This is a genomic window from Saccharothrix sp. BKS2 (assembly GCF_047689505.1).
GTDB lineage: Bacteria > Actinomycetota > Actinomycetes > Mycobacteriales > Pseudonocardiaceae > Actinosynnema > Actinosynnema lopnurensis.
Genome location: NZ_JAUQOL010000014.1, coordinates 19899 through 37432, shown reverse-complemented (window position 1 = coordinate 37432; position 17534 = coordinate 19899). Strand labels below are relative to the sequence as shown.

Genomic DNA, 17534 nt, shown 5'->3' with positions numbered 1-17534 from the left:
TGGCTAGACCACTTCGGTTGAGTTATCGCCGAAAGGCGCCGCCCCCACCGGGGCGGCGCCTTTTCTGTCTCGGCTGGAATTCGAGGGCGCCGGCTACCGCGCGAAATCACGGGAGCGGCCGGAAGCTCCAGGTACTCCTGGTCATGAAGGTAGCAGTCGGCTCGCTCGCCCCGCAATGCGCTGGGCTTTGGTGCACCCCGATGCCGAAGTGGGGGACTTCGCGAGGTTTTTCGTGCTGTGACCCGGTGTGGTCGGGTGATCCCGATCGGAAATCGGGATCACCATTCTTCCGGTCTTCCGACTGCCGTGGTGGTGGAGTCCGCTCGCGGAACCCCGGACGGCCTACCGGCGCGCGTCCAGCCGGGCCGCCTCCTCCGGCGTCGGCGCCGTCCCGCCCAGGTGCGCGGGCTGCCACCACTGCCCCTCGCCGGACTCCGGGTACCGCCGCTGGGCCTCGTCCAGCAGCTCCCGCACCCGCGTGCGCAGCGCCTCGTCGGTGGTCGGCTCGATCGGCGCCCCCACGACGATCGTCACCGGCACGTGCCGCTGGGTCAGGTTCTTCGGCTTGCCCTTGGTCCACAGCCGCTGGGTGCCCCACAGCGCCGTCGGCAGCAGCGGCACGCCGGCCTCGGCGGCCAACCGCACCGCGCCGCTCTTGACCTCCTTGACCGTGAACGACCGGCTGATCGTCGCCTCGGGGAAGATCCCGACGATCTCGCCGGCCCGCAACGCCGCCAGCGCCTGCTGGTAGGACGCCTGCCCGGCGCTGCGGTCCACCGGGATGTGGTGCATACCGCGCATCAGCGGGCCCGAGATCCGGTTCTCGAACACCTCGTGCTTGGCCATGAAGCGCACGAGCCGCTTCGCGGGCAGGGCCCCGAAGCCCGCGAAGATGAAGTCCAGGTACGACACGTGGTTCGAGGCCATGACGGCCCCGCCGGTGGTCGGCACGTGGTCGGTGCCGTCCCGGGTGATGCGCAGGTCGAGCACGCGGAACATCAACTTGCACGCGGCGATCACCGGCGGGTACACGCGATCAGGCATGGCGCCCAGAGTACGTTACTCGTCAGTAGTTGTGCTGGACGAGTGTTCGCGGACAATCTTCGGCACGCCCGCCAGGTCCTCCTCGTTGCACAGCAGTTTCAGGTTGTAGTACGGCGAGCCCTTGGTGTCGTCGTAGTCCAGGTGCACCGCGAGCACGTCGACCGCCTCGCCGAGCCAGTCCTGGGTCTGCCGCAGCCAGATGGCCGCGCGCTCCAACGCGCTGGGCAGGTCGTCATCGCTGAACTCGACCGGCCGGTAGGGCACCTCCTGCACCTTGTCGCGCCGGTTGGAGGGCATCGGGAGGTCTACCGCAACCCCGCTGTCGTTGAGTTCGAGTTGGATCGTTTCCTCACTCACCCTCCCAGGGTTCCCCACCGCACCACGCGCGGCAACACCTACTCCGGCACAACCGGCAACTCGGCCAGACCGCTGACCAGCACCCGCCGCCACACCAGTTCATCCACCGGGCGCGCCGGGCGCAGTCCCGGGTACCGCCGCAGCAGCGCCCACAGGGCTTCCTGGAGCTCGATCCGCGCCAGCTGCGCGCCCAGGCAGAAGTGCGGGCCGACGCCCAGCGCCAGGTGCTGGTTGGGCGCGCGGGTCAGGTCCAGCTCGTCGGGCTCCGGGAACGCCCGCGGGTCGCGGTTGGCCGAGCCGATCGACGCCATCACGCCCTCGCCCGCCCGCACCACCACTCCCGCGACCTCCACGTCCTCCAGCGCGACCCGCAGCTGGCCCACGTCGCTGAGCCGCGTGAACCGCATCAGCTCCTCCACCGCGGCCGGCACCAGTCCCGGCTCGGCCACCAGCCGCTCCCAGTGCCGCCGGTCGCGCAGCAGCGTGGCCACGAAGCTGGTGATCTGGTTGGCCGAGGTCTCGTGCCCGGCGACGAGCAGGTTCACCGCGAACGCGACCAGCTCGTCGTGGGTGAGCGGGGTGGCGCACAGCTCGTCGAGCACGTCGTCCGCCCGCCCCGCCCGCCGCTTCCGCGCGACCAGCCCGCCCACGTACTCCAGCAGGCCCGCCATGGCCTCCTCCACCCGCGGCCGCTCGGACACCTCCAGGCTGTAGGCGAGCTCCACCCACTCGCGGAACCGCTCCCGGTCCGCGTACGGCACGCCGAGCAGCGTGCAGATCACCTGGATCGGCAGCGGCAGCGCGAACACCTGCCGCAGGTCACCGCCCTCCGCCAGGCCGTCGGCCAGCTCCTCGCACAGCCCGCGCACCCACGGCCTGGTCGCCTCGACCCGCCGCGGCGAGAACGCACCGGACACCAGTCTGCGCAGCCGGGTGTGCTCGGGCGGGTCGGTGGTCGGCAGGGTGCCCGGCAGCGGCCTGGACACGCCGACCCGCGGCGCGCCGGGCGCCACCACGCCCGCCCGCGAGAACCGCGGGTCGGCCAGCACCAGCCGCACGTCGTCGTAGCGGGTCACCAGCCACACCAGCGCGCCCGCGAGGGTGCGCACCCGGACCGCGGGCGCCTCCTCCCGCAACCGGGCCCAGGTGGGGGAGGGGTCGAAGGCGAAGGCGTCGGGGAAGGGGATGTCCAGGACGTCGTCGGTGGGGTTCCCGGGGGTCGTGGCGCTGTCCGTCATGCCCCCGACGCTAGGAGCCGGGCGCGCTAGGAGTCGAGCGGCGCGCAGCGCCAGCGCCAGCCCTCCCGCCGCGGCAGCCCGGCCAGCGGCACCCGGCCGTTGGCCCACAGCAGGGTGTCGACCGGGTCGTGGCCGGTCGGCGCGTCCGGGAACAGCCGCGCCACCACCTTTTCCGCGTACCGGGACGGCGGCTCGAACGCCACGGCCAGCCCGCGCCCGACGTCGTGGGTGTGCACCAGCATCTCGTCGCACGCCATCGCGGCGAACCCGGCCGCGTCCGCCAGTCCCCACGGGTGCCACCCGAGCGAGCCCGAGGGCACCGCCGCCACCACTGAGGCGAGCACCGACGCGAAGGTCTCCAGCGTCCGCACCAGCTCACCGGGCGGGCTGCCCGGCCGCACCGCCACCTCCGCCGTGCTCAGCTCCACCGGCCCCGCGGCCAGGTCGGTGGCGTACCAGAGCAGGCAGTCCGAGACGTGCGCCGCGGTCGCGGCCACCGTCCAGCCCATCCCCGGCACGACCGCCGCCCAGTCGGCCTCGACCACCCCGTCCAGGAACGCCGCGCAGTGCGCCGCGACCTCCGTCACGTCCTTCGCGTCCACGGCCGGAAAACTCCCTCGCGTTCGTCAGACCCGCGAGCGACCATCTCAGACATGTACGACATCCGTCCCGCCACCCAGGCCGACCTGGACGCCGTCACCGCCCTGGTGCTCCGGTTGCAGACCGACGACGCCCACCACATCGGCTACCTCGGCGAGACGCTCGGCGAGGTGGCCGAGGAGCTGGCCGAGTTCGAACCCGACTGGCCCTCGTGCACCGTGGTCGCCGTCGACGACTCCGACCGCGCGTGCGGCGCGCTCAGCGTCGAGGTGGACGCCGAGCTGGGCCGCGCGTTCCTGCACGGCCCGTTCGTGGACGTGCCGGTGAACCACCCGGCGGGCAGCCGCATCTGGGACCAGACCGCCGACGCCCTCTACGCCGCCGCGGCCCCGCTGCTCGGGGGCGTCACCGACCGCGAGCTGCTCGGCCACACCGGTCACCGGCGGCTGGCCGCGTTCGCCGAGCGGCACGGCTTCGCCGCCGCCCGACCGTGCGGCATCCACACGCTGACCGGCGACGACCTGCGCAACCTGCTGCTGCGCGAGGCGGGCTGCCCGCGCACCGGCCCGGCGCGCGAGATGCGCGTGCTGCCCACCGACCCCGCGGTGCACGAGGCCGTCGCGGTGCTGCACGAGCGGTGCTTCCCCAAGACCCACCTCTCCGGCCGGACGCTGGTGGACGGCAGCCGCGGCCACACCGTCGTCGTCGCCATGGACGGCGACCGGGTGCTGGGCTACGCCTCCGGCAAGGCCGACCCCGCCGAGTTCTACCTCGACTTCGTCGCGGTGGAGCCGGACGTGCGCGGCAACGGCGTGGGCGCGGCCCTGGTCACCGAGCTGATCTGGAAGCTCGCCGAGAGGTCCGGGGCCCGTCCCCAGGCCGCCGCCGCGATCCTGGCCGGCAACCGGTCGTCCCGGCGCCTGTTCGAGCGCCTGGGCTTCCGGCTGCACGTGGAGCTGGTGGCCTACCGCGCGGGCAAGGCGGCCTGAGCGGGGTCGTCCGCCCTGTGCCGCAACGACAGCAGCCCGCCCACGACCAGCGTGACCAGCACGCCCAGCGGCGTGTACCAGGGGTAGGCGAGCGCGAAGACCCGGTTGGCGGGCGCCGCCGCGGCGAAGTCGATCACCAGTCGCGCGTCGGGCCCGACGAACTTCACCCCGAGGATCACGAACGCCATCACCACCACGGTCACCGCGAACGCCACGATCGCGTCGGCCTGCCGGGCCCGGCGGAACACCAGCCCGAGCAGGAACGCGCCGAGCAGCGCGCCGTAGGTGAACCCGGAGATCGACAGGCCCTGCTCGACGATCGGGTTGCCGCGCCGGGTCAGCGAGGCGAACAGCCCGGCGCACACGATCAGCAGGACCGCCCACACCACGGTCCACATGCGGCCCTGCCGGAACATCTCGGCCTCGCTCATCGGCTGCCGCCGCACGCGCTGCACCACGTCGGTGACGGTCGAGGAGGCCAGCGCCCCCAGCGACGACGACAGCGCCGCCGCGAGGATGCCCGCGATCACGAAGCCGGACAGCCCCGACGGCATCTCGTTGACGATGAAGTGCGCGAACAGCTCGTCGTTGTTGTTCAGGCCGAGGTCCTTGACCGGCGCGGCGGCCCGGTAGAAGGCCCACAGCATCACACCGATGAAGAGGAACAGCGCGAACTGGAAGAACACCACCACGCCGCTGGTGATCAACGCCTTCTGCGCCGCGCGCACGTCCTTGGTGGCCATCAGCCGCTGCACGACCAGCTGGTCCGCGCCGTGCGAGGCCATGGACAGCACCGCGCCGCCGACGAACGCGGTCACCATCGCGTACTGGGAGGTCAGGGGGTTGGAGTCGAGGTCGAGCACCTGGAACTTGCCCGCGTCGGCGGCCCCGGAGAACCAGCCGTCCGGCAGCTTCCCGCTCAGCACCGCGATCACCGCGGCCGCGCCGAGGACGTACCAGAGCATCTGGACGGCGTCGACCCACACCACGGCCCGCACGCCGCCGAGGAAGCTGTAGACGACCATCGCCACGCCCAGCACGGCCACGATCGCCCAGTACGAGGCGTCCACGCCGTAGGCGCCCAGCACGACCTTGACCGGGATGGCCGTGGCGAACAGCCGCAGGCCGTCCGCGAGCAGGCGGGTCACCAGGAACGTCACCGAGGCGGTGCCCTGGATGCCCGCGCCGAACCGCTTGCCCAGGAACCCGTAGGCGGTGATCAGCTCGCCCGCGATGTACTTCGGCAGCAGCACGAACGACACCACGACCCGGCCGATCAGGTAGCCGATCGCCAGGGACAGGAACGTCATCGTGCCCAGGTAGCCGACCGTGGGCACGCTCAGCACGGTCAGCGTCGACGTCTCCGCCGACACCACCGACACGCACACCACCCACCACGGGATGCGCCGCTCGCCGACGAAGTAGTCGGTGGCGGACCGCTGCCTGCCGCCGATCCACACGCCCAGCAGCGGCATGCCCACCAGGAACAGCACGATGATGCCGACGTCAAGTGCGCGCACGGGGTCCTCCATCCCAGGGCCGCCGGTGGCGGCCGATCCTCAGACCGCGGACGGCGGTCACCGCGGGTTCCGGCAGGCGCGGCGGGACGCGGCCGGGGGTGATCGACCCCAGCGGTCGCGGTCCGGCGGCGCCGGTGGCGGACGGCACGTTGGCGGGCAGGCCGTGCCAGGTCAGGAAGCCCAGCAGGGCGGCGAGGTACGCCTCCTTGCCGTCGGCGGGGAGGCCGAACTCGTCGCTGGGGCGCAGGTCCACGTGCCGCCGCAGCGACTCGACCAGGGCGGGGTTGCGCATCCCGCCGCCCGAGCCGATGACCACGCCCTCGCACTCGGCGGCGACGGTGCGGGCGGTCAGCTCGGTGAGGGTGGCGAGGAAGTCCTCGGCCTGGATGGTCAGACCTCCGGCGACCCGGTCCAGGTAGGAGCGGTTGAAGTGCTCCTTGCCGGTGGACTTGGGCGCGGGGAGCGCGTAGTACGGGTCGGCCAGCAGGCGGTCGAGCAGTTCGTCGTGGACGCGGCCGCGCCGGGCGAACTCCCCGTCGGTGTCCCGGGTGCGCAGGCCGCCGGTCAGCACGGTCATCGCCGCGTCCATGAGCGCGTTGCCGGGTCCGGTGTCGTAGGCCACCACACCTCCGGGCGAAACCCTGGTCACGTTGGCGATGCCGCCGATGTTCAGCGCGGTGGCCGGGCCGTCGAGCTCGGCCAGCCAGAGCGCGTCCAGCGTGCTCGCCAGCGGCGCGCCGTGCCCGCCCGCGGCGACGTCGCGGGCCCGGAAGTCGGACACCACCGGCAGCCCCGTGGCTTCGGCTATCCACGCGGGTTGGCCGAGCTGGAGGGTGCCCAGGCAGCGGCCGTCCGCGACCTCGTGGTGCACGGTCTGCCCGAGCGAGGCCACCAGGTCGCCCCGGTACCGCCGCGCCACGTCGCCGAACGCCCGCCCGAGCCCGGTGTCCAGCGCGCACAGCTCGGCGGCGGAGTTCGGCGGCCTGCGCAGCTCCTCGGGGAACGGGTGCTCGGCGTGCTCGACGGGTTCCAGGTGGACGGTGGGCCCGTCCAGGGACAGTTCGGCCACGGCCACGTCGATGGCGTCCATCGAGGTGCCTGAGATCAGCCCGATCACCCTCACGCCTGTGGTCTATTGCACAGCCGAGGGTGCGCGCAAGAGTGCTGGTGGGAAAGTTGCCTGATCTCGACGTGGTTGGTCGATCGGCAACATCGCCGGGTCGTGCGAGGATTGGCCGGTGACCACCACGACCCTGATCTGGATCATCGTCGTCGTCGCGGCACTGCTCCTGGTCGCCCTGGTGACGGGCGTCGTGCTGTCCCGGCGGCGGCGGATCAGCCTCACCGAGCCCGAGCCCGAGCAGGACAAGCCCGCCACGGGGTACCGGGCGGGCGGCGCGATCACGTTCAACGCGCCCGCGCCGCCACCGGTGGTCGAGCGGCCCGAGCCCGAGGTGGTGGACAGGACCGCGCCCCCCACCACCCCCCCGGTGGTCGAGAAGCCGGTCTCCCGCCCCCCGACCGCCGAACCCCCCGTCGCGGAACCCCCCGCGCCTCCGCTCGCGGACCCCGCCACGCCTCCCGTCGCCGAACCCCCCGCGCCTCCCGTCTCCACGCCTCCCGCCGTCCCGCCGGTCGAGCACCCGGTGGCGGACCGCACCGAGGTCGACGGCCAGCCGGGCGTCGGCGACGACGCGGCCGTGCCGCGGGACTCGGTCAAGCGCGGGTTCGTCGAGGTCGACCTGCCCGAGCAGGCGTCGGAGATCGACGAGATCGAGCCGACCGAGGGCCGGCTGGAGCGGCTGCGCGGACGGCTGTCGCGGTCGCGGTCCACGTTCGGCCAGGGCCTGCTCGGCCTGCTCGGCGCGGGCGACCTGGACGAGGACTCGTGGACCGACGTCGAGGACACGCTGCTCATGGCCGACCTCGGCTCGGCGATCACCGACGAGGTGGTGGCCGCGCTGCGCGAGCAGATCGCCTCGCGCGGCGTGCGGACGTCCGACGACGCGCGGGCGATGCTGCGCGACGTGCTGGTGAGCGTGCTCCACCCGGAGATGGACCGCGCGGTCAACGCGCTGCCGCACTCGGGCAAGCCCGCGGTGGTGCTGGTGGTCGGCGTGAACGGCGTGGGCAAGACCACCACCACCGGCAAGCTTGCGCGCGTGCTGGTGGCCGACGGCCGGACCGTGCTGCTGGGCGCGGCGGACACCTTCCGCGCGGCGGCGGCCGACCAGCTGGAGACGTGGGGTTCGCGCGTGGGCGCGGCGACCGTGCGCGGCGCGGAGGGCGCGGACCCGGCCTCGGTGGCGTTCGAGGCGGTCAAGCGGGGCGTGGACGCGGGCGTGGACACCGTGCTCGTCGACACGGCGGGCCGCCTGCACACCAAGACCGGCCTGATGGACGAGCTGGGCAAGGTCAAGCGCGTGGTGGAGAAGCAGGCGGCGGTGGACGAGGTGCTGCTCGTGCTCGACGCCACCACCGGCCAGAACGGCCTGACCCAGGCCCGCGTCTTCGCCGACGTCGTCGACGTGACCGGCATCGTGCTGACCAAGCTCGACGGCACCGCCAAGGGCGGCATCGTCTTCCAGGTCCAGCGCGAACTGGGCGTGCCCGTGAAGCTGGTCGGCCTGGGCGAGGGCGCCGACCACCTGGCCCCCTTCGAACCGCAAGCCTTCGTCAACGCCCTCCTGGGCTGACCCACTCCTCGCGAGTCGTACGTCCAGACCCACCGTGTCGTACGTCCAGGACCCCCGAATTCAGGGTTCAGGCGAGAACCGCCCGACGCGAACGCTGAACTCGGGGGTCCTGAACGTTGAACTCGGGGGTCGCGAACGTACGACACGGTCGACCGGAACGTACGACTCGCGGGGTTAGGCGGTGAAGAAGGTTTTTGCGGTGGTCAGGGCGGTGGTGTCGGACAGGACGTCACCCGGCCGGTTCCCGACGCCGACCAGACCGCCGCGCCACGTCATCTTCAGGTAGACCGCGGCGCGCTCCAGCGCGTCCAGCAGGGCGCCGGCCTGGTGGGGCTCCTCGGCGAGCGCGGTGACCGCCCACAGGTGCTTGCCCGCCATGGCCTCCACGAAGCCCGGCACGCGCTCCCAGTTCGACCAGTGGTCCAGGTAGCGCTTGGTCGACGACGACACGCTGTACCAGTAGGTCGGGGACGCGATCACGATGTCGGTCGCCTCCAGCGTCGCGTCCAGCAGCAGCTCCTCGTTGCCGGTCGGCTCGGGTCGTTCGCTGACCGGGTACCGGACGTCCCGGTAGTCCGCCAGCGGCACGTCGCCCAGCCACAGCCAGCGCTGCTCGACGTCGCCCAGCTGCTCGGCCGCGAGCCTGGCCAGCTGCTCGGTGTTGCCGTCGCGCCGCGCGCTGCCCAGCACGAACAGGAACTTGCGCCCGGTCCCGGTACCCACATCGGCCCCCAACTAATTTGTATGTACTTGCATATAAATACACGAAGCGAGGTGCCGTCAAGTTCGTTCGGCTTCGTTCGCCCGAACGGATCAGGCCCTGGTCGCCTCGGTCGACAGGCGCTCCGCGATCCGCAGCACGTCGGGCAGCATGCGCGTCACGGCCTCCTTGGTCAGCCTGCTGTCGGGCCCGGACACCGACACCGCGGCCAACGCGGGCGCGTCGCGCAGCGGCACCGCGACGCACCGCACGCCCACCTCCTGCTCGCCCTCGTCCAGCGCGTACCCCTGCTCGACCACCAGGTCCAGCGACGCCAGCAGCTCGGCCGCGTCCGTGATGGTGTTCGGCGTGGACGCGGGCAGGCCGGTCCGCTCCAGCAGCGCCCGCGCCTCGTCCCGGGGCAGCTGCGCCAGCATCGCCTTGCCCACGCCGGTGCCGTGCGGCAGCACCCGCCGACCGACCTCGGTGAACATCCGCACCGAGTGCCGCGACGGCGCCTGCGCCACGTACACCACCTCGTCACCGTCCAGCACGGCCAGGTTCACCGTCTCCCCGACCCGGTCCACCAGCTCCGCCAGCAGCGGTCGCGCCCACCGGCCGAACTGCCGCGACGCCGTCTCGCCGAGCCTGATCAGCCGCGAGCCGAGGGTGTAGCGCCGGTTGCTGTTCTGCCGCACGTACCCCAGCGCGACCAGGGTGCGGATCAGCCGGTGGATGGTCGGCAGCGGCAGCCCGGTCGTGGCCGCCAGCTCCGACAGGCTCGCCTCGCCACCCGCGTCCGCCAGGCGTTCCAGCAGGTCGAAGGCGCGTCGCAGCGACTGGACGCCGCCGGCGGACTCCGGGGCCACGGCCACCACTCCTTCATTGCTGTTCCGCTTTGCGGAAACTATAGTCCGCTGAGTAGAAACCAAGGCGAAAAGAGGTGGGCCTCCATGTCCGGTGTCCGGGTCCTCGGCGGCGAAGTGGAGCGCGGGGACGAGGTCCTCACCCCGGACGCGCTGGAGTTCGTGGCCGGTCTGCACCGGTCGTTCGCGCCGGCGCACGCCGCGCTGATGCGCCGCCGCGCGCAGCGCCGCACCCTGGGCTTCCTGCCCGAGACGCGGGCCGTGCGCGAGGGGGACTGGCGGGTCGCCGAAGCGCCCGAGCCGCTGCGCGACCGGCGGGTGGAGATCACCGGCCCGACCGAGCGCAAGATGACCATCAACGCGCTGAACTCCGGCGCGCGGGTCTGGCTGGCCGACCTGGAGGACGCGAACACGCCGCACTGGCACAACGTCGTCTCCGGCCAGGTCAACCTGCGCGACGCCGCCCGGGGCACCATCGGGTTCACCTCGCCGGAGGGCAAGCGCTACGCCCTGCGCGACGACGTGGAGCGCCCCGCGATCGTGGTCCGCCCGCGCGGCTGGCACCTGCCCGAGCGGCACCTGGAGGTCGACGGCGCGCCCGCCGTCGGCGCCCTGGTCGACTTCGGCCTGCACTTCTTCCACAACGCGTCCCTCGGCCGGCCGTACTACTACCTGCCGAAGATGGAGAGCCACCTCGAAGCCCGGCTGTGGAACGACGTGTTCACCGCCGCGCAGCAGCGGCTCGGCGTCCCGCACGGCACGATCCGCGCGACCGTGCTGATCGAGACCATCCCGGCCGCGTTCGAGATGGAGGAGATCCTCCACGAGCTGCGCGACCACGCCTCCGGCCTCAACGCCGGCCGCTGGGACTACCTGTTCAGCGTCATCAAGTACTTCCGCGACGCGGGCCCGGACGCCGTGCTGCCCGACCGCGACAGCATCACCATGACCGCGCCGTTCATGCGCGCCTACACCGAGCTCCTGGTGCGCACGTGCCACAAGCGCGGCGCGTTCGCCATCGGCGGCATGGCCGCGTTCATCCCGAACCGGCGCGACCCCGAGGTCACGGGGAACGCGTTGGCGAAGGTGCGCGCGGACAAGACCCGCGAGGCGGGCGACGGGTTCGACGGCTCGTGGGTCGCGCACCCCGACCTCGTGCCGGTGTGCCGGGAGATCTTCGACGGGGTGCTGGGGGAGCGGCCCAACCAGCTCGACGTGCTGCGGCCCGAGGTGTCCGTGACCGCCGGGCAGCTGCTGGACTTCGCCTCGACCGGCGGCGCGGCGACCCGCGCGGGCCTGGAGTCCGCGGTGGACGTCGGGGTGCGCTACCTGATGTCGTGGCTGGGCGGCAACGGCGCGGCGGCCATCCACAACCTCATGGAGGACGCCGCCACGGCCGAGATCTCCCGCTCCCAGCTGTGGCAGTGGGTGCACAACGACGTGGTGCTCGACGACGGCACGCCGGTCACCGCCGACCTCGTCCGGGAGGTGCTGGCCGGGGTGCGGGAGAAGCTGGAGGGCGACCACCTCGACCCGGCCGTCGAGCTCTTCGAGCAGGTCGCGCTGGCCGACGAGTTCGTGGACTTCCTGACCCTGCCCGCCTACGAGCGGATCGGCTGACGTGCCCCGGACCTCGCTCGACCCGGGTGCGGTGCGGGCGCTCACCGCGCGGCTGTCCGATGTGGAGCCGAGGTGGCCGGTCGGCAGGCAGCCCGTGCACACCTGCTACGCGCCCGCCGACCGGGTCACCGCCTCGACCGTGCGGGACTGGGGCGCGCAAGCGCTTGCGGCCCTGGACGCGCGCCCCGACCTGGTCGGCCTGCTCGGCGTGCCGGCGGTCGTGCCGGACCGGGTGCGGGCCAAGCTCGCCGCCGAGCCGGTGGAGGACCTGCGGATCGACTTCGAGGACGGCTACGGCACCCGCGCCGACGACGAGGAGGACGCCGACGCCGAGCGCACCGCGCTGGTGGTGCGGGACTGGCTGGACGAGGGCGTGGCGCCGCCGCGCTTCGGCCTGCGGATGAAGTCGTTCGACACGGCGGCGCTGCGCGAGCGCGGCCTGCGCACCCTCGACGTCTTCCTGACCGCGCTCGGCGGCGCGCCCGACGGGCTGGTGATCACCTTCCCCAAGGTCACGTCGGTGGCGCAGGTCGAGGTGTTCGGCGAGGTGCTGGACCTGTTCGGGCTGCCGCTGCGGTTCGAGGTCCAGGTCGAGACGACCCGGTCGGTCGTCGACCCGCGGGGGCGGCTGGCCCTGCCCGGGTTCATCGAGGCGGGCCGGGGCCGGATCAGCGGCCTGCACTTCGGCACCTACGACTACACGGCGGGCTGCGGGCTCGGCGCGGCGCACCAGCACCTGGCGCACGGGGCGTGCGACTTCGCCCGCCACGTCATGCAGGTGTCCGCGGCGGGCACTGGCGTCGAGCTGTCCGACGGCTCGACCAACGTGCTGCCGGTCGGCGACCGGGTGGAACAGGGGTGGCGCACCCACTACGACCTCGTCCGCCGGTCTCTCGCGCACGGCTTTTACCAGGGCTGGGACCTGCACCCGGCGCAGCTGGTGACCAGGTACGCGGCCGTGCACGCCTTCCACCTGGAGGGCGTGGCGGCCGACGCCGACCGGCTGCGGGCGTACGTGGAGCGCGCCGGCGGGGCCGTGCTGGACGAGCCCGCCACCGCCCAGGCGCTGTCGGCGTCCTTCCTGCGGGCGCTGGACTGCGGCGCGCTGGCCGAGGACGAGGTCCGCCGAGCCACCGGCCTGGGCCTGCCCGAGCTGCGCGGGCTGGCCCGTCGCCGGATGGGGTGATCCTGCGGGCTCGACGGGCCGATCCGCGGGCCGGCCGCCATCGTGGGGTGCATGACCATGCGCGCCGGGCTGTGGACGGGGCTGCCCGACCTGGAACGGGCCGAGTTCCGCTACCGGGTGGTGGCGTGCGAGGCGGACGTGGACCTGCTCGTCGAGGCCCTGGCGCGGCCGGGGTGCAACGACGCGATGCTGGAGCACTTCGGCCGCGACGTCGACGACGAGGGCGAGAGCGACCACAACCTGGTGCTCGCCGTCCGCGGCGGGTGGGGCTACCTGAACTACGTCGACGACGAGTTCACCGGCTGGCCCAAGGGCGACCCGGACGCGCCGTTCGTGGACGAGCCCTACACGGACTTCCCGCCGGGCGTTGGCGTGCCGCTGCCGGTGTTCCGGGCGCTCCTGCTGGAGTTCCTGGCCACCGCGCGGCGCCCGACCGCCGTGGACTGGTACGAGGAGTCCGACCTGTTCCACGCCTGGCGGCTCCAGCGGATGGCGCGCTACGAGGGGTGAGGCGCTGTGGGGGTGAGGCGCTAGAACGTCGGCAGGGTGTGCCAGGCGAGCCCCGGGTCCTCGGCGTCGTCGCGCAGCACGGAGCCCTCGATCAGCCCGTACGGCCGGTCGGCGGCGTGGAACACCTCGTTGTCGTTCGTCAGCCCGAACGGGGACAGGTCCACGGCGAAGTGGTGCTTGTTCGGCATCGACAGCCGCACCTCCGCGACCTCGGGCCGGGCCAGCAGCACCGCCTCCCCCATCGCGTACAGGGTCTGCTGCAACGACAGGCTGTGCCTGCCGGCGAAGGTGGTCAGCAGCAGCCGCCTGATCGCGGCGTGCGCCCCGGCCCAGTCGACGTCACCGCCCCGGTAGCGCCAGCGGGCGGTGACGGAGGTGGCCAGCACGCGGTCGTCGGTCTCCCGCAGCGTCGTGTACTCGTCGCGCGGGAAGCCGTGGAACTCCGAGCCGGTGGACTTGAGCACCACGAGGTCCCGCAGGCCGGACACCACCCACGCCCGGTCGCCGTCGACGGTCACGGCGGTGGTGCGCTTCTCGGCGCTGCCCGACACGAATGCGTGGTCGTGGTCCTCGATCCGCTCCCACGAGTGCTCGTCGACCAGGACCCGCGCGCCGGTGATCGCCTCCTGCGAGGAGACGAAGTGCCTGCCCAGCCGCAGCGCGAAGTCCTCGATCTCGCCCACGGGCGCCTGCTTGGCGAAGGCGTGGACGGTGTTCTTCTGCGTGTCGGTGGCCAGCACCTTGGAGTTGTCGCCGGTCAGGTGGGTGTCGGCGAGGTCGCCGCGCAGGGAGGTGCTGACCGTGAGGTCCTTGATCCGGTGCACGGCGCCGTCGCGCGACACCACGACGAGGCGGTTCTCCGCCTTCCCGTACTGGTTGTCCCCCAGGACGATGGCCACGGGTCAGCTCCCTCGGTAGGTGGTGTAGGCGAACGGGCTGAGCAGGACCGGGACGTGCAGGTGCCCCGCCGCGGCCCGGAAGGTGACGGTGACCTCCGGGTAGAACGGGGTGTCGACCTCGAACACCAGCCGGTGCACGCCGGGGGACAGCTCCTCGGCGAACCGCAGCCGGCCGTCCTCGTCGGTGCGGCCGGCGGCCAGCACCTCGCCGTCGCGCTCCAACCGGACCGGCACGCCGACCCGGGGCCGGCCGGCCTCCGCGTCGAGCACGTGGGTGGACAGCGTGGTCACGACAGCACCTTCCCCAGCCGCAGCGCGGCGATCCTGGCCAGTTCCCGGTTCACCACGCGCAGCTCGACGTCCGGCGGGTTGCCCAGGCGCGCGTCGAGGTCGATCAGCACCCGCTCGCCGCTCAACCCGGTCGCGCACACGAGGTAGATGTGCCCGAAGCGCTCCTCGTAGGCGGCGTTCGCGGTGGCCAGCCGACCGGCCGCGGCCGCGGCGACGCCCGACTGCTCGTCGGCGGACCACCGCGCGCCCGGCCCACCGCCCGTCGCGCGCTCCCCGATGCGCGGGTGCCCGGCGATCGCGGCGCGGACCTCGTCGTCGGACAGCTCCTCGGCGGCCCGGTCCGCGGCGGCGAGCAGCGCCTCCACGTCCGCGTAAGGCCGACCGGCCAGCACGGCGTCCACCCAGCGCGGCACCGCGAGGCACTCGGCGAGCAGGGGGCGGAGTTCGTCCGGGGGCGCCGAGTTGAACGCGGGCAGGTCGGGCACGGGCGCTCCCTTTTCCGTCTCGCGGAATCGCGTTTCCGCCTGGGCGGGACGGTACGAGCGCCCCCCGGACGTGTCAATGACGTGCCGTCGCGGTGCCGGGACGCCCCGGTCGGACACGATCCCGGAACACCGGGGTGCTGCCGCCGCGCCCGCCCGGCTGCCAAGGTGAGGTCCATGGACCTGGTGCTGAGGGCGGCGCGAGTGATCACCCCGGACGGCGAGCGCGCGGCCGACGTCGGCGTGGCCGGCGGGCGCGTGGTCGCGGTGGCCGACCGCCTCGACGCCGCCACCGTGGTGGAGCTGGCGCCGGACGAGGTGCTGCTGCCCGGCCTGGTGGACACCCACGTGCACGTCAACGACCCGGGGCGGGCCGAGTGGGAGGGCTTCGCCACGGCCACCCGGGCGGCGGCGGCCGGCGGCGTCACCACGATCGTGGACATGCCGCTGAACAGCCTGCCGCCGACCACGACGCCGGCGGCGCTGGCGGTCAAGCGGGCGGCGGCGCTCGGCCGGGTCCACGTGGACGTGGGGTTCTGGGGCGGGATCGTGCCGGACAACGCCGACGACCTGGTCGCGCTGCACGAGGCGGGCGCGTTCGGCTTCAAGTGCTTCCTGGTGCACTCGGGCGTGGACGAGTTCCCGCACGTCAGCACCGACGAGCTGCGCCGGGCCCTCGACCGGCTGGCGCCGCTGGGCGCGCTGACCGTCGTGCACGCCGAGGACCCGCACGAGATCACCGAACCCGGTCCCGGCTACCGGGCGTTCCTGGACTCACGCCCGCACCGCGCGGAGGCCAGGGCGGTCGATTCGGTGGTGGAGCTGGCCGCCCGCACCGGCGCCCGGCTGCACGTGCTGCACGTGTCCAGCCGGCAGGCGCTCGACCGGGTGCGGGAGGCGAAGGGGCGCGGGCTGGCGGTGACCGCGGAGACGTGCCCGCACTACCTGACGTTCGTCGCCGAGGAGATCGCGGACGGCGCGACGGAGTTCAAGTGCTGCCCGCCGATCCGCGACGCGGCCAACCGCGAGCAGCTGTGGCGCGCGTTGGGCGAGGGCCTGGTCGACCTGGTGGTGACCGACCACTCGCCGTGCACGCCGGAGCTCAAGCGGGGCGACTTCGCCAGTGCGTGGGGCGGGGTGGCGAGCCTCCAGCTCGGCCTGCCCGCGGTCTGGACCCAGGCCCGGCGGCGCGGTCACGGGCTGACCGACGTGGTGCGGTGGATGGCGACCAACCCGGCCGACCTCGTGGGGTTGACCGCCAAGGGCCGGATCGCGCCGGGCGCGGACGCCGACTTCGCCGTGTTCGCCCCGGACGAGGCGTTCGTGGTCGACCGCGCGGCGCTGCACCACCGCAACCCCGTCACCCCGTACCACGGCCGGCCGCTGTCCGGCGTGGTGCGGCGCACGTGGCTGCGCGGGCAGCCGGTGGACGACCGACCGCGCGGGCGGTTGCTGACCAGAGGAGACGCATGACCGGGACACCCTGGACGATGCTGCCCGACCTGGCCTGCCGGGCGGTGGGCGGCGGCGTGGTGTGGGCCAACGACGAGTCGTTCGCCGAGCGGGAGAACCTGGTCGAGCGGGCGGAGCCGGGGTACCGGCCGCACACGTTCGGCCACAAGGGGCAGGTCTACGACGGGTGGGAGACGCGCCGCCGCCGGGAGCCGGGCGTGGACCACGCGGTGGTGCGCCTCGGCCTGCCCGGCGTGGTCCGGGGCGTCGTGGTGGACACGGCGTTCTTCACGGGCAACTACCCGCCGTTCGCCTCGGTGGAGGCGACCGCCGTGCGCGGCCACCCGGCCCCGGACGAGCTGACCGGCTGGGAGACCCTGGTGCCGAGGTCGCCCCTGGGCGGCGACCGCAAGCACCACTTCGACGTGGCCGACGGGCGCCGCTGGACCCACGTCCGCCTGACCATCCACCCGGACGGCGGGGTGGCGCGGCTGCGCGTGCACGGTGAGCCGGTGGTCGACCCGGAGCTGGTGCTCCCGGAGGCGCTGGACCTGGCGGCGCTGGAGAACGGCGCGTCGGTCACCGGGTGCAGCGACATGTTCTACGGCTCGCCGGCCAACCTGATCGCGCCCGGTCAGGCGCGGGTGATGGGGGAGGGCTGGGAGACCGCGCGGCGCCGGGACGACGGCAACGACTGGGTGGAGATCGCGCTCGCCGCGGCCGGCGTGGTCCGCCTGGCGGAGCTGGACACCACCCACTTCAAGGGCAACGCGCCGGGCTGGGCCTCGGTGCGGGGCCGGCGCGGCGACGGCGGGTGGGTCGACCTGCTGCCCCTGACCCGGTTGCAGCCCGACACCCGCCACCGCTTCCGCGTGGAGCGGGGCGAGGAGGTCACCCACGCGAGGCTCGACATCCACCCGGACGGCGGCATGGCCCGCCTTCGCCTGATCGGCGCACTGACCCCGGCGGGACTGCACGGGCTCACCCAGCGCTACCAGGCAGTTACCCGGGGGTCCTGACGTTGTCAGCCTTCGGGCTGATTTTGCCTACGACTTGAGTTGCTTGTGAGACGCACAACGCCCCT

At 73.3% G+C, this 17534-nt stretch carries 18 protein-coding genes; 7 read left to right on the top strand and 11 right to left on the bottom strand.

Annotated features, from left to right (window positions below; all coding sequences use genetic code 11):
- Positions 1-342: 342 nt before the first annotated feature.
- The 4 genes from Q5530_RS27815 to Q5530_RS27800 are packed head-to-tail and all read right to left on the bottom strand — an operon-like array spanning position 343 to position 3241.
- Positions 343-1044, bottom strand: a complete 702-nt coding sequence (locus Q5530_RS27815; RefSeq protein ID WP_415365765.1) for a lysophospholipid acyltransferase family protein — start codon at positions 1042-1044, stop codon at positions 343-345.
- 15 nt (positions 1045-1059) lie between these two features.
- Complete coding sequence (locus Q5530_RS27810) at positions 1060-1401, bottom strand: hypothetical protein (RefSeq protein WP_415365764.1); 342 nt, start codon at positions 1399-1401, stop codon at positions 1060-1062.
- Positions 1402-1439: 38 nt separating this feature from the next.
- Positions 1440-2639: a cytochrome P450 gene (locus tag Q5530_RS27805; RefSeq protein WP_415365763.1), complete on the bottom strand. Its 1200-nt coding sequence runs from the start codon at positions 2637-2639 to the stop codon at positions 1440-1442.
- Between the two features lie 26 nt (positions 2640-2665).
- Positions 2666-3241 (bottom strand): maleylpyruvate isomerase N-terminal domain-containing protein, encoded by a 576-nt coding sequence (locus Q5530_RS27800; RefSeq protein ID WP_415365762.1) that lies wholly within the window; start codon positions 3239-3241, stop codon positions 2666-2668.
- A 51-nt stretch (positions 3242-3292) separates the two neighbouring features.
- On the opposite strand from Q5530_RS27800, the gene Q5530_RS27795 reads away from it, so the two are divergent.
- Complete coding sequence (locus Q5530_RS27795) at positions 3293-4228, top strand: GNAT family N-acetyltransferase (protein ID WP_415365760.1); 936 nt, start codon at positions 3293-3295, stop codon at positions 4226-4228.
- On the opposite strand, the gene Q5530_RS27790 is transcribed toward Q5530_RS27795, so the two are convergent.
- On the bottom strand, positions 4204-5748 hold the full coding sequence (locus Q5530_RS27790) for a sodium:solute symporter (RefSeq protein WP_415365759.1): 1545 nt from the start codon (positions 5746-5748) through the stop codon (positions 4204-4206). The two genes, Q5530_RS27795 and Q5530_RS27790, sit on opposite strands and share 25 nt — an antisense overlap.
- Entirely contained in the window at positions 5735-6871 is a 1137-nt protein-coding gene (locus Q5530_RS27785; RefSeq protein ID WP_415365758.1) for an anhydro-N-acetylmuramic acid kinase, read from the bottom strand. The genes Q5530_RS27790 and Q5530_RS27785 overlap by 14 nt, the downstream gene beginning before the upstream one ends.
- Before the next feature lie 115 nt (positions 6872-6986).
- Here Q5530_RS27785 and ftsY point away from each other — a divergent pair, with 115 nt between their 5' ends.
- Positions 6987-8444, top strand: a complete 1458-nt coding sequence (ftsY, locus tag Q5530_RS27780) for a signal recognition particle-docking protein FtsY (RefSeq protein WP_415365757.1) — start codon at positions 6987-6989, stop codon at positions 8442-8444.
- 174 nt (positions 8445-8618) lie between these two features.
- Here the strand turns inward: ftsY and Q5530_RS27775 are convergent, their stop codons facing one another.
- Together Q5530_RS27775 and Q5530_RS27770 are read right to left on the bottom strand one after the other, a co-directional pair.
- Positions 8619-9167, bottom strand: a complete 549-nt coding sequence (locus Q5530_RS27775) for a flavodoxin family protein (protein ID WP_380633291.1) — start codon at positions 9165-9167, stop codon at positions 8619-8621.
- A gap of 90 nt (positions 9168-9257) precedes the next feature.
- Positions 9258-10013 (bottom strand): IclR family transcriptional regulator, encoded by a 756-nt coding sequence (locus Q5530_RS27770; protein ID WP_415365756.1) that lies wholly within the window; start codon positions 10011-10013, stop codon positions 9258-9260.
- 84 nt (positions 10014-10097) lie between these two features.
- On the opposite strand from Q5530_RS27770, the gene aceB reads away from it, so the two are divergent.
- The 3 genes from aceB to Q5530_RS27755 are packed head-to-tail and all read left to right on the top strand — an operon-like array spanning position 10098 to position 13326.
- Positions 10098-11630: a malate synthase A gene (aceB, locus tag Q5530_RS27765; RefSeq protein ID WP_415365754.1), complete on the top strand. Its 1533-nt coding sequence runs from the start codon at positions 10098-10100 to the stop codon at positions 11628-11630.
- A 1-nt stretch (position 11631) separates the two neighbouring features.
- Entirely contained in the window at positions 11632-12816 is a 1185-nt protein-coding gene (locus tag Q5530_RS27760) for a DUF6986 family protein (protein WP_415365753.1), read from the top strand.
- Positions 12817-12867: 51 nt separating this feature from the next.
- The gene (locus Q5530_RS27755) at positions 12868-13326 is read left to right on the top strand and encodes an Imm1 family immunity protein (RefSeq protein ID WP_415365752.1); all 459 of its coding nucleotides are present in this window, start codon (positions 12868-12870) and stop codon (positions 13324-13326) included.
- A gap of 20 nt (positions 13327-13346) precedes the next feature.
- Here the strand turns inward: Q5530_RS27755 and pucL are convergent, their stop codons facing one another.
- The 3 genes from pucL to uraD are packed head-to-tail and all read right to left on the bottom strand — an operon-like array spanning position 13347 to position 15001.
- Positions 13347-14225, bottom strand: coding sequence for a factor-independent urate hydroxylase (gene pucL, locus Q5530_RS27750; RefSeq protein WP_415365750.1), 879 nt, complete (start codon positions 14223-14225; stop codon positions 13347-13349).
- 3 nt (positions 14226-14228) lie between these two features.
- A complete protein-coding gene (locus tag Q5530_RS27745; RefSeq protein WP_415365749.1) occupies positions 14229-14516 on the bottom strand; it encodes a hydroxyisourate hydrolase in 288 nt (95 codons plus the stop codon).
- Positions 14513-15001 (bottom strand): 2-oxo-4-hydroxy-4-carboxy-5-ureidoimidazoline decarboxylase, encoded by a 489-nt coding sequence (gene uraD / locus Q5530_RS27740; RefSeq protein WP_415365748.1) that lies wholly within the window; start codon positions 14999-15001, stop codon positions 14513-14515. Before uraD ends, Q5530_RS27745 begins: the two co-directional genes overlap by 4 nt.
- Before the next feature lie 174 nt (positions 15002-15175).
- Between uraD and allB the strand changes: the two genes are divergently transcribed.
- Entirely contained in the window at positions 15176-16471 is a 1296-nt protein-coding gene (gene allB, locus Q5530_RS27735; RefSeq protein ID WP_415365747.1) for an allantoinase AllB, read from the top strand.
- Positions 16468-17469 (top strand): allantoicase, encoded by a 1002-nt coding sequence (gene alc, locus Q5530_RS27730; protein ID WP_415365746.1) that lies wholly within the window; start codon positions 16468-16470, stop codon positions 17467-17469. The genes allB and alc overlap by 4 nt, the downstream gene beginning before the upstream one ends.
- Positions 17470-17534 lie beyond the last annotated feature (65 nt).

Bases quoted from the DNA above. Each gene is read 5' to 3' on its own strand.
- Q5530_RS27755 (WP_415365752.1), top strand. From the start codon at position 12,868: ATGACCATGCGCGCCGGGCTGTGGACGGGGCTGCCCGACCTGGAACGG.
- alc (WP_415365746.1), top strand. From the start codon at position 16,468: ATGACCGGGACACCCTGGACGATGCTGCCCGACCTGGCCTGCCGGGCG.
- Q5530_RS27805 (WP_415365763.1), bottom strand. From the start codon at position 2,639: ATGACGGACAGCGCCACGACCCCCGGGAACCCCACCGACGACGTCCTG.
- allB (WP_415365747.1), top strand. From the start codon at position 15,176: ATGGACCTGGTGCTGAGGGCGGCGCGAGTGATCACCCCGGACGGCGAG.
- Q5530_RS27815 (WP_415365765.1), bottom strand. From the start codon at position 1,044: ATGCCTGATCGCGTGTACCCGCCGGTGATCGCCGCGTGCAAGTTGATG.
- Q5530_RS27795 (WP_415365760.1), top strand. From the start codon at position 3,293: ATGTACGACATCCGTCCCGCCACCCAGGCCGACCTGGACGCCGTCACC.
- aceB (WP_415365754.1), top strand. From the start codon at position 10,098: ATGTCCGGTGTCCGGGTCCTCGGCGGCGAAGTGGAGCGCGGGGACGAG.